The organism is Streptomyces sp., from assembly GCF_036566765.1.
GTDB lineage: Bacteria > Actinomycetota > Actinomycetes > Streptomycetales > Streptomycetaceae > Streptomyces.
Genome location: NZ_DATCVQ010000591.1, coordinates 1 through 15,588 on the forward strand (window position 1 = coordinate 1; position 15,588 = coordinate 15,588).

Annotated in this window: 18 protein-coding genes and 1 pseudogene; 10 read left to right on the plus strand and 9 right to left on the minus strand. The window is 70.0% G+C overall.

Translation table 11 applies throughout. The features are described 5' to 3' along the window. Positions 1-357 (minus strand): annotated as a pseudogene (locus tag VIU94_RS34145) (glycine--tRNA ligase); the annotation flags it as partial. A 143-nt stretch (positions 358-500) separates the two neighbouring features. On the opposite strand from VIU94_RS34145, the gene VIU94_RS34150 reads away from it, so the two are divergent. From VIU94_RS34150 to VIU94_RS34165, 4 genes are read left to right on the plus strand one after another with little or no spacing between them, the layout of a single operon-like run. Continuing rightward, a complete protein-coding gene (locus tag VIU94_RS34150; protein WP_331917592.1) occupies positions 501-1,511 on the plus strand; it encodes a metal ABC transporter substrate-binding protein in 1,011 nt (336 codons plus the stop codon). Then, on the plus strand, positions 1,508-2,314 hold the full coding sequence (locus tag VIU94_RS34155) for a metal ABC transporter ATP-binding protein (RefSeq protein ID WP_414721058.1): 807 nt from the start codon (positions 1,508-1,510) through the stop codon (positions 2,312-2,314). The genes VIU94_RS34150 and VIU94_RS34155 overlap by 4 nt, the downstream gene beginning before the upstream one ends. A gap of 2 nt (positions 2,315-2,316) precedes the next feature. Then, on the plus strand, positions 2,317-3,207 hold the full coding sequence (locus tag VIU94_RS34160; protein ID WP_331917597.1) for a metal ABC transporter permease: 891 nt from the start codon (positions 2,317-2,319) through the stop codon (positions 3,205-3,207). A gap of 46 nt (positions 3,208-3,253) precedes the next feature. Continuing rightward, complete coding sequence (locus VIU94_RS34165) at positions 3,254-3,676, plus strand: Fur family transcriptional regulator (RefSeq protein ID WP_331917599.1); 423 nt, start codon at positions 3,254-3,256, stop codon at positions 3,674-3,676. Between the two features lie 185 nt (positions 3,677-3,861). Here the strand turns inward: VIU94_RS34165 and VIU94_RS34170 are convergent, their stop codons facing one another. The 5 genes from VIU94_RS34170 to VIU94_RS34190 all read right to left on the minus strand — a co-directional run bounded on the left by VIU94_RS34170 (position 3,862) and on the right by VIU94_RS34190 (position 8,347). Next, entirely contained in the window at positions 3,862-6,084 is a 2,223-nt protein-coding gene (locus VIU94_RS34170) for a zinc metalloprotease (RefSeq protein ID WP_331917601.1), read from the minus strand. A gap of 147 nt (positions 6,085-6,231) precedes the next feature. After that, complete coding sequence (locus VIU94_RS34175) at positions 6,232-7,056, minus strand: isoprenyl transferase (protein ID WP_331917689.1); 825 nt, start codon at positions 7,054-7,056, stop codon at positions 6,232-6,234. Positions 7,057-7,075: 19 nt separating this feature from the next. Beyond that, a complete protein-coding gene (recO, locus tag VIU94_RS34180; protein ID WP_331917603.1) occupies positions 7,076-7,825 on the minus strand; it encodes a DNA repair protein RecO in 750 nt (249 codons plus the stop codon). 73 nt (positions 7,826-7,898) lie between these two features. Further along, positions 7,899-8,117 (minus strand): hypothetical protein, encoded by a 219-nt coding sequence (locus VIU94_RS34185; RefSeq protein ID WP_331917605.1) that lies wholly within the window; start codon positions 8,115-8,117, stop codon positions 7,899-7,901. Further along, positions 8,117-8,347 carry a hypothetical protein gene (locus VIU94_RS34190; RefSeq protein ID WP_331917607.1) on the minus strand — a complete coding sequence of 77 codons (231 nt, stop codon included), beginning with the start codon at positions 8,345-8,347 and terminating at the stop codon, positions 8,117-8,119. Before VIU94_RS34190 ends, VIU94_RS34185 begins: the two co-directional genes overlap by 1 nt. 116 nt (positions 8,348-8,463) lie before the next feature. Between VIU94_RS34190 and VIU94_RS34195 the strand changes: the two genes are divergently transcribed. From VIU94_RS34195 to VIU94_RS34205, 3 genes are all read left to right on the plus strand, one after another. After that, positions 8,464-9,297 (plus strand): helix-turn-helix domain-containing protein, encoded by an 834-nt coding sequence (locus VIU94_RS34195; RefSeq protein ID WP_331917609.1) that lies wholly within the window; start codon positions 8,464-8,466, stop codon positions 9,295-9,297. After that, positions 9,279-9,473, plus strand: a complete 195-nt coding sequence (locus VIU94_RS34200) for a DUF397 domain-containing protein (protein ID WP_331917611.1) — start codon at positions 9,279-9,281, stop codon at positions 9,471-9,473. Before VIU94_RS34195 ends, VIU94_RS34200 begins: the two co-directional genes overlap by 19 nt. 106 nt (positions 9,474-9,579) lie before the next feature. Then, a complete protein-coding gene (locus VIU94_RS34205; protein ID WP_331917613.1) occupies positions 9,580-10,104 on the plus strand; it encodes an RICIN domain-containing protein in 525 nt (174 codons plus the stop codon). Between the two features lie 61 nt (positions 10,105-10,165). Here the strand turns inward: VIU94_RS34205 and VIU94_RS34210 are convergent, their stop codons facing one another. Further along, the gene (locus VIU94_RS34210) at positions 10,166-10,618 is read right to left on the minus strand and encodes a DUF3592 domain-containing protein (protein ID WP_331917615.1); all 453 of its coding nucleotides are present in this window, start codon (positions 10,616-10,618) and stop codon (positions 10,166-10,168) included. Between the two features lie 86 nt (positions 10,619-10,704). Between VIU94_RS34210 and VIU94_RS34215 the strand changes: the two genes are divergently transcribed. The 3 genes from VIU94_RS34215 (at position 10,705) to VIU94_RS34225 (ending at position 13,686) form a co-directional block, all read left to right on the plus strand. Then, positions 10,705-11,553 (plus strand): hypothetical protein, encoded by an 849-nt coding sequence (locus tag VIU94_RS34215; protein WP_331917617.1) that lies wholly within the window; start codon positions 10,705-10,707, stop codon positions 11,551-11,553. Between the two features lie 99 nt (positions 11,554-11,652). Then, positions 11,653-12,129, plus strand: coding sequence for a hypothetical protein (locus VIU94_RS34220; RefSeq protein WP_331917619.1), 477 nt, complete (start codon positions 11,653-11,655; stop codon positions 12,127-12,129). A 186-nt stretch (positions 12,130-12,315) separates the two neighbouring features. Further along, positions 12,316-13,686, plus strand: a complete 1,371-nt coding sequence (locus VIU94_RS34225) for an FAD-dependent oxidoreductase (RefSeq protein WP_331917621.1) — start codon at positions 12,316-12,318, stop codon at positions 13,684-13,686. A 14-nt stretch (positions 13,687-13,700) separates the two neighbouring features. Here the strand turns inward: VIU94_RS34225 and VIU94_RS34230 are convergent, their stop codons facing one another. Continuing rightward, a complete protein-coding gene (locus VIU94_RS34230) occupies positions 13,701-14,360 on the minus strand; it encodes a response regulator transcription factor (protein ID WP_331917623.1) in 660 nt (219 codons plus the stop codon). Further along, entirely contained in the window at positions 14,357-15,565 is a 1,209-nt protein-coding gene (locus tag VIU94_RS34235; RefSeq protein WP_331917625.1) for a sensor histidine kinase, read from the minus strand. The genes VIU94_RS34230 and VIU94_RS34235 overlap by 4 nt, the downstream gene beginning before the upstream one ends. Positions 15,566-15,588: the final 23 nt, after the last annotated feature.

Sequence of the window (15,588 nt, forward strand, 5' to 3'; positions counted from 1 at the left end):
GAGGCCGTTCTCGGGGAGGCGGCCGTGCTTCTCCTCGTACGCCTCCTCCAGGTGGTCGGCGCGGTAGCGCTTGTGGCAGGAGGTGCACTCGGTCAGCGGGTCCGTGAAGGTCGCGACGTGGCCGGAGGCCTCCCAGACCTCGGTGGCCAGGATCACGGACGAGTCGATGCCGACGACGTCCTCGCGCGCGGTGACCATGTAACGCCACCACTGGCGCTTGATGTTCTCCTTGAGCTCGACACCCAGCGGTCCGTAGTCCCAGGCGGCACGCTGGCCACCGTAGATCTCGCTGCACGGGTAGACGAAGCCACGGCGCTTGCTCAGGCTGACGATGGTGTCGATCTTGTCGGCGGCCACGGTGCTCTCTTCATTACGACGACGGGCGAGGCGAATGCCTCAGATTACCGGCGCGCGCACCCCTCGGATCAAATCGGTAGGTGGCCCAGGCCACTGAGATGCTTTGTTGACAATCGTTTCCAGTTTTGTTGAAAATGACTGTCATGAACGTACGCCGCCTCATACCCGCCACCGCCCTCACCGGAGCCGTCGCGCTCGGTCTCGTCACCCTCTCCGCCTGTGGCGGCTCCTCCGACGCCGCCGACAAGGGCTCGGACGGCAAGCTGGACGTGGTGGCGTCGTTCTATCCCATGCAGTTCCTGGCCGAGCGGATAGGCGGCGACCGCGTCGCCGTCCAGTCGCTCACCAAGCCGGGCGTCGAGCCGCACGACCTGGAGCTCAAGCCGCGGCAGATCGGCGAGCTCGGCGACGCCGACGTCATCCTCTACCTCAAGGGCGTGCAGCCCGCCGTCGACGAGGCGATACAGCAGGCCGGCGTGAAGAACACCGTCGACGCCGCCACGCTCACCAAGCTCGAGGACCACGGCGCCGCCGAGGACCACGACCACGGCGGCGAGTCCGCCGAGGAGCACGCCGGCCACGCGGACGAGCACGGCGAGCACAAGGACGAGCACGGCCACGAGTCCGAGGCCGGCGCCGACCCGCACATCTGGCTCGACCCGGTGAAGTACGCCGAGGTCGCCAAGGGCGTCGGCGCGGCCCTCAAGAAGGCCGACCCGGCCCACGCCGCCGACTACCAGAAGAACACCGACGCCCTGGTGAAGCAGCTCGGCGACCTGGACACCGCCTTCGCGCAGGGTCTGAAGAACACCTCCACCAAGACCTTCATCACCACCCACTCCGCCTTCGGCTACCTCGCCGAGCGGTACGGCCTGGACCAGGAGGGCATCCAGGGCCTCGACCCCGAGTCCGAGCCCAGCCCCGCCCGGATGAAGGAACTCCAGGACAAGGCGCGGCAGGAGAAGGTCACCACCGTCTTCTTCGAGACCCTCGCCAGCGACAAGACCGCGAAGACCCTCGCGAAGGACACCGGCCTGAAGACCGACGTCCTGGACCCGCTGGAGGGAATCACGGACAAGTCCAAGGGCGATGACTACATCGAGGTCATGCAGGCCAACCTCACCGCGCTGAAGAAGGCCCTCGGCGCGAAGTGAGCCCCGTACAGCCGAGCCACGCACAGCAGCAGGAGGCAGCCGTGAGCGCGCCCGTCATATCCGTCAGCGGAGCCACAGCGGCGCTGGGCTCGCGCCCCGTCCTGCGCGGTGTCGACCTGACCGTCGGGCGCGGCGAGGTCGTCGCCCTGCTGGGCGCCAACGGCTCCGGCAAGTCGACCGCCGTCCGGTCCGTGATCGGCCAGGTCCCGCTCACCGGCGGCACGGTCGAACTGTTCGGCACCGAGCTGAAGCGGTTCCGCGACTGGGCCCGGGTCGGTTACGTGCCCCAGCGCACCACCGCCGCCAGCGGCGTCCCGGCGACCATCCGCGAAGTCGTCGCCTCCGGACGGCTGTCCCGCCGCCGGTTCGGCCTGTTCACCAAGGCCGACCGGGCCGCCGTCGACCGGGCGATCGAGCTGGTCGGCCTCGCCGACCGCGCCAAGGACTCCGTCTCCGCCCTCTCCGGCGGCCAGCACCAGCGCGTGCTGATCGCCCGCGCGCTCGCCTCCGAGCCCGAGCTGCTGATCATGGACGAGCCGATGGCCGGCGTCGACCTGGCCAGCCAGGAGATCCTCGCCGGCACTCTGCGCGAGCAGGTCGCCGGCGGCGCGTCCGTCCTCCTCGTGCTGCACGAGCTCGGCCCGCTGGAGCCCCTGATCGACCGCGCCGTCGTGCTCCGCGACGGCTGCGTCGTCCACGACGGACCGCCCCCGAAGGCCGTCGGCCAGCACGCGCTGCCCGGCCACGACCACGTACATCCGCACGCGGCCGACGAGCCGCTCCGCACGGGACTGCTGAGCTGATCATGGAATTCCTGCAGGCCGACTTCATGCAGCGGGCGCTCCTCGCGGCCGTGCTCGTCGGCATCACCGCGCCCGCCGTCGGGATCTTCCTCGTCCAGCGCCGCCAGGCGCTGATGGGGGACGGCATCGGCCATGTCGCCATGACCGGCGTCGGCCTCGGCTTCCTGCTGTCGACCAACCCCGTCTGGGTGGCCACGCTGGTCTCCGTCGCGGGCGCCGTCGTCATGGAGCTGATCCGGGCGTACGGCCGCACCCGCGGCGACATCGCGCTCGCCCTGCTGTTCTACGGCGGCATGGCGGGCGGCGTCGTGCTGATCGACCTCGCCGGCGGCTCCAACGCCAACCTGCTCTCGTACCTCTTCGGCTCGCTGTCGACGGTCTCGCAGGAGGACGTCACCGCGATCGCGGTGCTCGCCGCCTTCGTGATCCTGGTCACCGTGGGCCTGCGCCGCCAGCTCTTCGCGGTCAGCCAGGACGAGGAGTTCGCCCGCGTCACCGGCCTGCCGGTGCGCTTCCTGAACCTGCTGATCGCGATCACCGCCGCGGTCACCGTCACCGTCGCGATGCGGGTCGTCGGCCTGCTGCTGGTCAGCGCCCTCATGGTGGTCCCGGTCGCCGCGGCCCAGCAGCTGTCCCGCTCGTTCCGCGCGACCTTCGTGATCTCCGTGCTGATCGGCACCGGCGTCACCCTCGCCGGCACGATCACGACGTACTACCAGGACGTGTCCCCCGGCGCGACGATCGTGCTGTACGCGATCGGCGCCTTCGTCGCCCTGACCGCCCTCGCGGCCCCGCTCGCCCGCCGCCGCGCCCGGGCCGCCGAGGCCGCCGCAGCCGCGTGCGACGCGGCCGTTCCGGCCACGCGAAAGGCCACGGACGACGTCACGGTCTAGCCGCCTGGCAGAATGGCAGCGGCATTCGACTTGTGAGGAGGCACCTGTGGCGACGGCAGGACCCCCCGTACGCGGCCGGTCTACCCGGCAGCGGGCCGCCGTTTCGGCGGCGCTGAACGAGGTGGACGAGTTCCGCAGCGCGCAGGAGCTGCACGACATGCTCAAGCACCGCGGCGACTCGGTCGGCCTGACCACGGTCTACCGCACGCTGCAGTCGCTGGCGGAGGCCGGCGAGGTCGACGTCCTGCGCACCAGCGACGGCGAGGCGGTCTACCGCCGCTGCTCCAGCGACGAGCACCACCACCACCTGGTCTGCCGCGTCTGCGGCAAGGCCGTCGAGGTGGAGGGCCCGGCGGTGGAGCAATGGGCGGAGACGATCGCGGCCCAGCACGGGTACGTGAGCGTGGCGCACACGGTCGAGATCTTCGGCACGTGCGCGGAGTGTGCGGCGGCAGCGGCCAAGAGCTGACCGGGCGGAGCACCGGGACCCGAAGACGTACAGACGTACAGACGTACCCCGCCGCGCCGGAGTCACCGGCACGGCGGGGTACGTCTCGTTCGCGGGCAATTTCGCGGGCGATGCGGTCGGCTTCGCCCCCGCGGGCGAAAGCGATGCGGTCGGCTTCGCCCCTGCGGGCGAGCCCGTCCTCGTCGCTACCGCTTCTCGCGGGTCACCGCCTCCTTGACCCGCTCCGCCTCCGCGCTGATGTCCCGCAGCACGGCGGGGCTGTGTGTCCTCTCGCGGAACGTCTCGACCATCTGGTCCATCGTCCGCCGGGCCCGCTCGGGGTCGCCGGCCCTGGCCTCCATGAGGGCGCGGCGTTTCATCGCCCAGCCCAGCGTGAGGTTGTCGACGCCCCGGTCCGCCAGCGTGGCGCCGACGACCCGGTCCAGTTGCCGGATGCTCTCGCTGGGGTCGGCGGACCTCGTGGTCAGCTTCTTGTCCGCGCTGAGGTACTTGAAGTCCCGGGAGGCGTTGGCGCCCTTGACCAGCTGCGGGTAGACGGCGAGCGGGTGGTCGGCGTACCGGTCGAGCACCTCCTCGAGAGCCTGGTTCCCGGAGGCGAGCATCTCGCTGTCGGAGCCGAGGAGCTGGAAGAGCATGCCCTGCTCGTCGCCCATCATCAGCTCGGCGACGCTCTCGTCCTCTTCCGTGCGGGGAGAGCGGACCGTCACCTGGTGGACCTGGGAGAGCACCCGGGAGCCGTCCGACGCGATGTACTGGGCGCGCAGCTGGTAGCGGCCGGGCTGCTGGAAGTACAGGCCGTCCTTGCCGTAGCCGATGTAGAAGCTCTCGTAGATCGCGGGCCGCTCGGCGTCCAGCCGGACCTCGGTCTCCGTCTCCACGCAGCGCGTCATCGGCGGCCGGTAGACCCTCGTCTCGCCGGACGGGCCGCAGATGGCGATGCTGGTGAGGCCGTCCTTGGGGTCCAGCCGCCCGTGGGTGGTACGTCCGCGCTGGTCGGTGGTGGACAGCCTGAGTTCGACCACGACCGGCTGTCCGAACCGGAAGGCGTTCTCGGAGCGCAGCTCCAGGGCGAGGCCCGAGTTGTCGGCCATGGGATCGCCGAAGAGGTCCGCGTCGACCTCGCCGGCGCCGATTCCGAACGGCTGCCCTCCCATGACCACGTTGCGGTGGAAGCCGTGCCGCAGGTGAATGAGCTCGTTCTCGGTGAACTGGAACGGGAACGCGGCCCAGTAGGCGGCGGGACCGCCGGGCGCCGGCGGCGGGGGCCGGAAGCGGTCCACGTAGTTCATCCACGACAGGTCGCCCAGACCGCCATTGGGCCCCAGGGGCTGCGGCGGGACGGCAAGGTCCTTCTGGAACGAGTGCAGCAGGTTGAACGCGTGGCCCAGCTCGTGGACGTAGGTCCGCAGCTGTGCCCGTTGGCTGGCCGGGTCGGAACCCTTGATCTTGTTGTGGAAGACCGCGCTGCCCTGCCTCTGGAAGGCGCCGAACCCGTCGAACATGACCCCTCGGACGGTGGGGTCCACATAGGAGGTGGCCACCAGCATCCACAGATGCCACAGGGGGGCGTCCCGCCAGAGGCTGAAGTGGTTGACCATCGCGTTGTGCAGCTCGGCGTCGTCCCACGTGGCGTCCGCTCCGGCGCCGGAGGTGTCGATGACGCTGGGAATCCCGGCCGTCTGCACCTCGATGCCCGCCTCGTCGTACGCCTTCGTCACGCTCAGGACGCGCGCCGGGCTCGTAGCGGGCTGCGGCAGCGAGCCGGTGTCGTACGAGACGAAGGGAACGGTCCCGGCGACGGAGTCCTGCTCCAGCTGGATGCTGCGGAAGTGCGGTGACATGAACGAGCACTGGAACGTCGCGGTCGGTGCGGCCGCGCCGCCCGCCGAGAACCGGACGACCGCCATGCCCGGCTGGGGCGGTCCCCCCGCCCCGCGCGGAATGGTCACGCGCACGTGCTTGGACGCGACGGGGAAGCTGAACCTCCCCTGCCCTTCGATCTTGACCACCCCGGGTTCGGAGGTGATCGTCGGCGCCTCGACGATGAAAGACCCGACGTAGCTGGTGGTGGCGCCGGTGGTCTGGAAGAAGTCGCCGCTCACCCGCATGGTCGGCCTGAAGCCGTCCACGTCGACGCGCAGCTCCAGCTGCTGCTGCGCACCGGCGCTGCGGTAGCGTCCGCGCACCAGTCGCGGTGCGAGTTCGGTCGCGTCCTTGAGCGCGATGTGCGCTTCCAGCTGCGCGATCTTCGCCTGAAGCTGGGCCGTCTGTTCCGGCCCTTCGGGCGGTGTGGACGCCGCCTCCGTCAGCTGCTGCACTTCGGACGGTCTGATCAGGTCCTCGATCTCGTAGACCTGGGCCTCCTGGACATGCCCGTCGAGTGACGTGGGGTCCGTTGTGACTGCCATGGGGGTTCGTGCTCCTCTACTCGGGCACCGAGGCCCGTCGCGTCGCCTGGCAGTCACAGCCGAGCACGACGGCAGGGAACCGTCACGCCGAGCGACCCTGTTCGGGTGGCGTGACGGTTCCCCGCCGTGAGAGGTTTCGCGTCTGTGTCAGCGCTTCTCGAGGACGGCCATGTCCGCCGGGTCGACGCCGCCGAAGCGGCGGTCGCGCGAGGCGTACTCCACGCAGGCCCGCCACAGGTCGCGCCGGTCGAAGTCCGGCCACAGCACGTCCTGGAAGACCATCTCGGCGTAGCTGCTCTGCCAGATCAGGTAGTTCGAGGTGCGCTGCTCGCCGCTGGGCCGCAGGAACAGGTCGACATCCGGCATGTCCGGGTAGTACAGGTACTTCTGGACGGTCTTCTCGTTGACCTTCGCCGGGTCGAGCTTGCCGGCGGCCACGTCCCGGGCGATCGCCTGCGCCGCGTCCGCGACCTCCGCCCGGCCGCCGTAGTTGACGCAGAAGTACAGCGTCATGGCGTCGTTGTTCTTCGTCTGCTCCTGAGCGACCTGGAGCTCCTGGACGACCGACTTCCACATCTTCGGCATCCGGCCGACCCAGCGGATCCGGATGCCCAGCTCGTCCATCTCGTCGCGGCGGCGGCGGATGACGTCCCGGTTGAAGTTCATCAGGAAGCGCACCTCCTCCGGCGAGCGCTTCCAGTTCTCGGTGGAGAAGGCGTAGAGGGAGAGGTTCTTGACGCCCATCTCCAGGCAGCCCTTGAGCACGTCGAGCACGACGCCCTCGCCGACCTTGTGCCCCTCGGTGCGCGGCAGGCCGCGCTCCTTGGCCCAGCGGCCGTTGCCGTCCATGACGCAGGCCACGTGGTTCGGAACCAGCTCGCCGGGGAGCTTCGGCGGGCGCGCGCCGGACGGGTGCGGCTCGGGCGCCTTGTACTCCCGGCGCTGTCGTCCGAGGATTCCGCGTCGTGCGATGGCCATGGCGATGGATCTCCTAGCTCTTCTCTACGTAACGCAGGGAGCGCAGGCCGCGCTCCAGGTGCCAGTGCAGATAGGCGGACACGAGTCCGCTGCCCTCCCTGACGTGACGCGGCTCGCACGCGTCCGCCGTCGCCCAGTCGCCGGTGAGCAGCGCGCTGAGCAGGCCGATGGCCTCCGGAGAGGGTACGACGCTGCCCGGCACCCGGCAGTCACCGCATACGACCCCGCCCGCCGCGACCGAGAAGAACCGGTTCGGCCCGTGGATGCCGCACTTCGCGCAGTCGCCGAAGCTGGGCGCATAGCCGTTGACGGCGAGGGAGCGTAGAAGGAAGGCGTCGAGGACGAGATGCGGCGCGTGCTCGCCGTTGGCGAGCGTCCGCAGCCCGCCGACCAGCAGGAGGTACTGCTGCACCGCCGGCTCGCCCTCGTTCTCGGTGAACCGCTCGGCGGTCTCCAGCATCGCCGTGCCCGCGGTGTATCGCGCGTAGTCCGTGACGATCCCGCCACCGTACGCGGCGATCGTCTCACTCTGCGTGCACAGCGGCAGCCCGCGCCCGACAAGATCGCTGCCGCGCGCGAAGAACTGGACGTCGACATGGGAGAACGGTTCGAGGCGTGCGCCGAACTTCGACTTCGTACGGCGCACCCCGCGCGCGACGGCGCGTACGCGGCCGTGACCGCGCGTGAGGATCGTGATGATGCGGTCCGCTTCACCCAGCTTCTGGGTGCGCAGCACGATGCCGTCGTCGCGGAACAGACTCATGGCCCCATTGTCCCGTACGGCCGGGCCCGCCCGGACCGATACGACGGCACGAGCGGGCCCGGTATAAGCGGGTTCAGGGCACTTCGCCCCGACTGCGGGCGTTGGCATGCGCGGTGGCCGCGCGCAGCCGCTCGGCGGCGGTCGCGATCCGCACCCCGTCCGGCTCGCAGTCCCACTCCCGGCCGCCTCCGAGCGGCCGCAGCTGGAGGTACGGCCCCACATGCCCCATGATCGTCCCGACCCGTCCGGTACGGATCTCGACGACGTACGCCCCGATGGGCAGGCCCTTCATCACCGACCCCCTTCCTCCGGCAGCACGGCGGCCAGCTTTCGGGCCGTGTCCACCGTGATGCGCCCCAATTCGATGAGCGACCGAGGGGAAGCGGCGGCGAGGAACAGGGCGTCCAGCCCGAGGGAGGGCAGCACGATTCCGTTGCGCTCCAGCGCCGTCCGCAATTCCTCGATCACCTCCTTCGTCTCGTTGACGGACTCCGACGGTCGCTTCTTGCTCTGTTCCTGCACCGGGTGTTCCTTCCCGAATCCATTTCCCGCTTACCGCACCCAGAGTGGGTCCGGTTCCGTAGAATCGGGAGACTCACGGGCGCTACAAGTAACGCGTAGGGCAGGGGAGTTAATCCATGGCCAGAGCCTCGCGGCAGGACGCGTGGGAGTTCTTCGGGGCGGAGTTGAAACGGCGACGGGAACTCGCCGGAATGACGCAGGGGGAACTGGGGAGACGGGTGTTCGTCTCGGGCGGATACATCGGCCAGTTCGAACAGGCGATTAGGAAGCCGCAGCTGGATGTGGCGCAGCGGATCGACGAGGCGCTACAAACCGATGGCTTTTTCGAGCGGCTGTGCAGGAAGCTGATCGACAAGTCCCGGTACGCAGACTATTTCGCCGCCGCCGCAGAGCTGGAGGGGCTGGCGACAGAGATCTGCGAGTTCGCGCCCACGATGGTGCCGGGGCTACTCCAGACACCGGAGTATGCGAGGGCCGTGACCCTGGCGATGAATCCCTTCGCCTCAGACGAGTACATCGAGGAGAAGGTCATAGCGCGGATGGAGCGGGCGCACATCCTGCAGAACCCGGTGAAGCCCCTGTACTGGGTCATCCTCCACGAGAACGCCCTGCGGGTGCCGGTGGGCGGCCATGGCGTCGCGGCGGCGCAGCTGGACAGTGTCGCCACGCTGGTACGGAGGCGCAGAGTACTGCTCCAGGTGCTGCCGTACGCGGCCGGCGCATACGCCCTCCCCACGGGAACGCTCAAGCTGATGAACTTCGACGACGCGCCCCCAACCGCCTATACAGAAGCCGTGTATTCGGGGAATCTGCTGGACGATCCAGCGGTAGTGAAGCGCGCACAGTCGGCCTACGATCGGCTCAGGGCCGCCGCGCTGTCGCCGGAGGCGTCCCTGGCCATGCTCGAGTCGGCGGCGGAGGACTTCAGACGATGCGCGAGTACGACCTGAGCAACGCCCGTTGGTTCAAGAGCTCCTTCAGCGATGGCAACGGCGGCGACTGCATCGAAGTCTCCTACGACTTCACCGGACTCGTCCCCGTCCGGGACTCCAAGAACCCCGCCGGCCCCGTCCTCCTCCTCCCCGCCGCCTCCTGGGCCGTCTTCGTCGACTCCGTCAAGAGGTAGCGACCGCCGGGAACCGGAACCCCCAATGTCGATCATGGTCATCTATGATCGGACTTGACCAACAACCGTGTCTTACAAGGACATTGGTGCATTCATTGGGGGGAACATGTTCGCAAGGATCAAGTCGAGCAAGACGGCCAGACGCACGATGGCGCTGGCCACCGCGAGCCTCGCGATGGTCGGCAGCAGCCTCGTGATGGCGCAGCCGGCCTCCGCGGCCCCGTTCAGCGGGCAGCTCATCAGCGTCGCGAACGATCTCTGCATGGACGGCAGCGGCAGCGCCGGGCCCGGTGCCGCCGTGATCCAGTGGGGGTGCAACGGGGGTTCGAACCAGCGGTGGTACTCGAGCACCGACTCCCGGGGACGCCAGACGATCCGCAACGCCGCGAGCGGCCTGTGCCTGGACCGGCACGACGACACCCGCTTGGGCGCCACGCTGATCCTCTGGCACTGCAACGACAAGTGGAACCAGGTCTTCAGCTTCGACAACTCGTGGGGACCTGACTACATCAAGAACGACATCTCCGGCCACGTGGTCGACGTCCCGGGAGGCACCGGGGCCTGGGGTACCCAGCTCATCATGTGGGACCGCAACGCCGGGGCGAACCAGCTTTGGCGGAACGCGCAGTAGCTCAGCAGCAGAAGTACGCATCGTCCCCCTCCGCTTTCGAGCGGAGGGGGACGATGGCGCGTCAGGGGCTGACGATCAGCCCCACCGTCGCGAGCACGCCCGCCGCGAAGGACACGAGCGCGGTCCGCTTCGCGCCCCGCACAGAGCTCCGGCGGAACCGGACTTCCCTGCGGACCGTCGCCATCGTCCCCATGTGCACGCTCTTCGCGTTCTCGGGGTCGTGGACGAGTGGGTACGGGTCGCCGACCACGAGCGCGGGGCCGAACGTCTCGCCCTTGTTGTGGCGGGCCGTGCCGCCGTCCGGCGTCGGGAACTCGTACGTGGCGGACGCGTAACGACGGTTGCCGAACGGCACCAGGCTCACCAGCTTCGCCTCGACCTCGATGCCGGATTCGGCCAGCTTCGTCACCCTCTTCAGCTCGCTCCCCTCGCCCGACATCAGCATCAGGCCGAAGATGCAGACGGCTGCGGAAGCGACGACGAAAAGCACGAGCACTGCAATCACCAGAGTCACAGGCGGACCGTACGACACCTCAGGTCCCGCCCGAAACCCCCACATCCCCTTCACTCACAGGGACTTCGCGCCTTACGATCTCGCGCATGTCGATCACTTCGCCCATACCCGTCCTCCAAGGCGACAGGGGCACCGAACTCCGTGCCGACGGCGAGGACCTGGTGCTGCGTCGCCCGGACGACGAGCTACGCATCCCGCTCGCGGCGATCGCGCGCGTGCGCACCGAAAGGCGAGACGTCGCGGTCGAGTTGACGGCCCCGACGGGGGCCGAGCCGGTCGTGTACCGGATCGAGGGCGTGAGCGCGGCCGGCGCCGCCGTCTTCGCCGACGTGGTCAACACCGCACTGCCCGAACGCGTCGAGGGTGAGGCCACGATCGACGGCTCGACGCTCGTCGTCACCCGCAGCCTGAGGTCCGCCGACGAGTGGGGCGACGAGGAGGACGAGGACGACGCGCGGAGCGGTCTGGTGGGCCGCGACAAGGGGGTGTTCTACACCCTCGCCGTCGTGGTGACGGTCCTCGCGGTCGCCGTCGGTGTGGTCGACGAGAGCTGGAGCCGCGGAATCGCGACGCTGCTGCTCGGGCAGGCCGCCGCAGGAGCCACATACCTCTTCTGGGTGGGAGTCGCGGTGATGTGGGAGGACTGGTACCTGCCCCGCTACGGCATCACCGTGGATGCGAAGCAGGTCTACCGGCACGGCACGACCACCCTGGCGTACACGGACACCGACGGCCTGACCCATCACGTCCGCGGGGTCAAGCAGAACGGCACCGTCCGGGTCGCCTACCACCCGCGAAAGCCGAAGAACGCGGTGCCCTGCAAGACGTTGCGCGACCGGTCGGGCGACCTGGCCGTGTTCCTGACCATGGCCGTCATCGCCGCGCTCCTCGCCTACGTGACGTACCTACTCGCCCTCCCCGCGTTCGGCGGGTAGTCCGCACCGGCGCGACCCTCGGTCCTCCGAGGTACTCCCGCCCCCTCTCCGCCGCGAAGGTGGTCGATGCCAGAAGGTTTCGACAGAGGGGACGAATCAATGGTCACGACCAAGACACTCGCCGCGTCCGGGGCCGCGCTCGCGCTCGCGGGCACGCTGCTCGCCGGCACGAGCGGGTCCGCCGGCGCCGCGCCGCGCGGCGAGGTCACCGCGGCGGTCGCCTGCGGCGACCTCGCGTACCTGAGCGACCCGGCGGCCGCCACCGGCCAGACCACCGTCAAGGAGGCCAGCGGCTCGACCGGCACCGCGCAGATCCGGACCGGCCGGTACAACGGCAAGCAGTACGGCTGGGCCAAGGCCTCCCGCGCCGCGTACAGCGACCTGAACATCGTGTTCGAGGTCGACGTGAACGGCGACCGCAAGGCCGACTGCACCTACTCGCGCGCGGTGAGCAGCCGGATCTACACGGCGGCCAAGGCGACCCACTCGTCCAGCGCCGTCGCCTTCCGGGCCTGCCTGCTCTTCACCGTCAGCCACGGGTGCAACGCCGCCGCCACCAAGACCGGCTGGTGGTAGCAGCCCTTGGCCCCTGGGTGCGGCGGGCGCGTCGCACCCAGAGGCCAAGGCGTACCTATGGAAGGCATAAGCCTGCCTTATGACCCCATAGACCGGGGGCGGGTACCGCTCCGCGCGAGCGGTTAATTAGGGTGACCTAAGTGTCGGTGATCTCGTCGGCACGTCGCTTGCGAAGGGAACCCAGACATGCCCCGCCCCCTCCGGGTCGCGATCGTCGGCGCCGGCCCCGCCGGAATCTACGCCGCCGATGCGCTGCTGAAGTCCGAGGCCGCCACCGAGCCGGGTGTGTCGATCGACATCTTCGAGCGGATGCCGGCCCCCTTCGGTCTGATCCGGTACGGCGTCGCCCCCGACCACCCGCGCATCAAGGGCATCATCACCGCCCTGCACCAGGTGCTCGACAAGCCGCAGGTGCGGCTCTTCGGCAACGTCGACTACGGCAAGGACATCAACCTGGACGACCTGCGCGCCTTCTACGACGCCGTGGTCTTCTCCACCGGCGCCATGGCCGACCGTGAGCTGAAGATCCCCGGCGTCGAGCTGGACGGCTCGTTCGGCGCCGCCGACTTCGCGTCCTGGTACGACGGCCACCCGGACGTCCCGCGCACCTGGGAGCTGGAGGCCGAGAAGGTCGCCGTCCTCGGCGTGGGCAACGTGGCCCTCGACATCGCCCGCATCCTCGCGAAGACCGCGGACGAGCTGCTGCCGACCGAGATCCCGGCGAACGTCTACGACGGCCTGAAGGCCAACAAGGCCGTGGAGATCCACGTGTTCGGCCGCCGCGGCCCGGCACAGGCGAAGTTCAGCCCGATGGAGCTGCGCGAGCTGGACCACTCCCCCAACATCGAGGTCATCGTCAACCCCGAGGACATCGACTACGACGAGGGCTCGATCGCCGAGCGGCGCAAGAACAAGCAGACCGACATGGTCGCCAAGACCCTGGAGAACTGGGCGATCCGCGACGTCGGCGACCGCCCGCACAAGCTCTTCCTGCACTTCTTCGAGTCCCCGGTCGAGATCCTCGGCGAGGACGGCAAGGTCGTCGGCCTGCGCACCGAGCGCACCGAGCTCGACGGCACCGGCAACGTGAAGGGGACGGGCCAGACCACCGACTGGGACGTCCAGTCCGTGTACCGCGCCGTCGGCTACCTCTCCGACGAGCTGCCCAAGCTCCCCTGGGACACCGTCACCGGCACCGTCCCGGACCAGGGCGGCCGCGTGATGGAGGGCGACGCGCCCATGGCCTCCACGTACGTCACCGGCTGGATCCGGCGCGGCCCGGTCGGCCTGATCGGACACACCAAGGGCGACGCCAACGAGACCGTGGCCAACCTGCTCGACGACCACGCCAACGGCCGGCTGCTCACGCCCGCCTCCCCGGAGGAGGACGCGGTCGTCGCGTTCCTGACGGAGAAGGGCCTCACGTACACCACGTGGGAGGGCTGGTACGCCCTGGACGCCGCCGAGAAGGCACTGGGCGAGCCGCAGGGCCGCGAGCGCGTGAAGATCGTCGAGCGCGAGGACATGCTGCGCGCGAGCAACGCCGTACAGAACTAGGGCCCTGACAGGCCCTAGCAGGCGGGCCGGACCAGGCCCGACTCGTACGCCACGACGACGAGTTGGGCCCGGTCGCGCGCCCTCAGCTTGCCCATGATCCGGCTGACATGGGTCTTCGCGGTGAGCGGGCTCAGGCCGAGGCTCTCCGCGATCTCCGTGTTGTTCAGGCCCCGGGCGACGAGCCCGAGGACCTGGCGCTCCCGGTCCGACAGCTGCTCCGGGCCGCCCGCCGTGGGCGGCCCGTCCGGGGCCGCCAGGACCCGGGAGATCAGCCGGGCCGTCGGTCCCGGCGACAGCAGGGACTCCCCCGCCGCCACCGTGCGGATCGCGTCCAGCAGCTCCGCCGGGCGGATGTCCTTCACCACGAAGCCCGACGCGCCCGCGCGCAGCGCCTCCACCACGTGCTCGTCCGTGTCGTACGTGGTCAGGACCAGCACCTTCACCCCGGCCAGGTCGTCGTCGGCGGCGATCAGCCGGGTCGCCTCGATGCCGTCGAGCTCCGGCATCCGGATGTCCATGACGACGAGGTCCGCGCGGGCCGAACGGGCCAGCTCCACGGCCTCCTTGCCGGTGCCCGCCTGGCCCACGACCTCCATGTCGGGCGCGGAGTCGACCAGCATCGCGAACGACGCCCGGACCAGCGTCTGGTCGTCGGCCAGCAGGACGCGGATCACGCCATCACTTCCCTCGTGTCGAGCGGCAGGCTCGCCGTGACCTCGAAGCCCCCACCGGTGCGCGGGCCCGCGCTCAGTGTGCCGCCCACGCTCCGGGCCCGCTCCCGCATCCCGAGGATCCCGTAACCGGACCCGCCTGTACCTCCCCCTACGCCCTGGCGGGCGTGGGGGGACCCCCAGAGCGCCTCGCCGTCGTCGACGACCCGTACCGTCAGCGTCTGCGGCTGCGCCTCTTCGGACAGGCCGACGTCCACCCGTACCGCCGTCTGCGGCCCCGCGTGCCGTACCGCGTTGGTCAGCGACTCCTGCACGATCCGGTACGCGGCCGCGCCGACCGCCGCCGGGACCTTCGCGTCCCCGGTCCGCACGGTCAGGTCGGCCTTCGCGGAGCGCACCAGGTCGGGCAGCCCGGCCAGGTCGGGCAGCGGCCCCTCCTGGAGGGCGGGCCCGTCGGCGCGCAGCACGTCCAGCGTCGTACGGACCTCGGAGCGGGCCTCCCGGCAGGTGTCCGCGATGCCGTCGAGGGCCTTCGCCAGCGCCTCCCGGTCAAGCCGGTCGGGGTCGGCGACCAGGACGTGCGCGGCGACGGAGGTCTGCACGCCGATCAGGGTGATGGTGTGCGCGAGCAGGTCGTGCAGGTCGCGGGCGATCCGCAAGCGCTCCTCGGCGACCCTCCGTTCTGCCTCCCGCTCGGCCTTCTCCACCACGCTCGCCACCAGTTGGCGGTAGAGCCGGATGCTCGCGCCGAACACGAGCATCGCGATCACCCAGCCGGAGACCCGCAGCACCTCGACGACCTCGTGCGGGTTGGTGAACACCTGGATGGAGAGCGTGACGCAGGTGACGAGGCCGCCCACGGCGAGCGTGCGCAGTGGCCGGCCGGTCGCGGCGACCGTGTACAGCGCGGTCATGGAGGCCGGGATCGGGGCCAGGTGCATGTAGTCGAGCGCGTGGTACGGCGCGACGAGCGCGATCACGACCAGCATCACGGCCAGGGGCCGCTTGCGCCGCCAGGCCAGCGGGACGTGCAGGGCGAGCAGGAGCGCCCAGCCGAGCGCGTCCAGCTGCCGACCGTCGTCGACGGCCAGGGCGAGCGCGGCCGCGACGACGGCGAAGCAGGCGGCGAGCGTGGCGTCGCAGCGCACCGGGTACGGCGCGGCCTGCGGGTCACGGGTGAAGGCGGCGGCGATGTCGGCGGGGTACATGGGGCCATCCTCCTTGTGGGAGG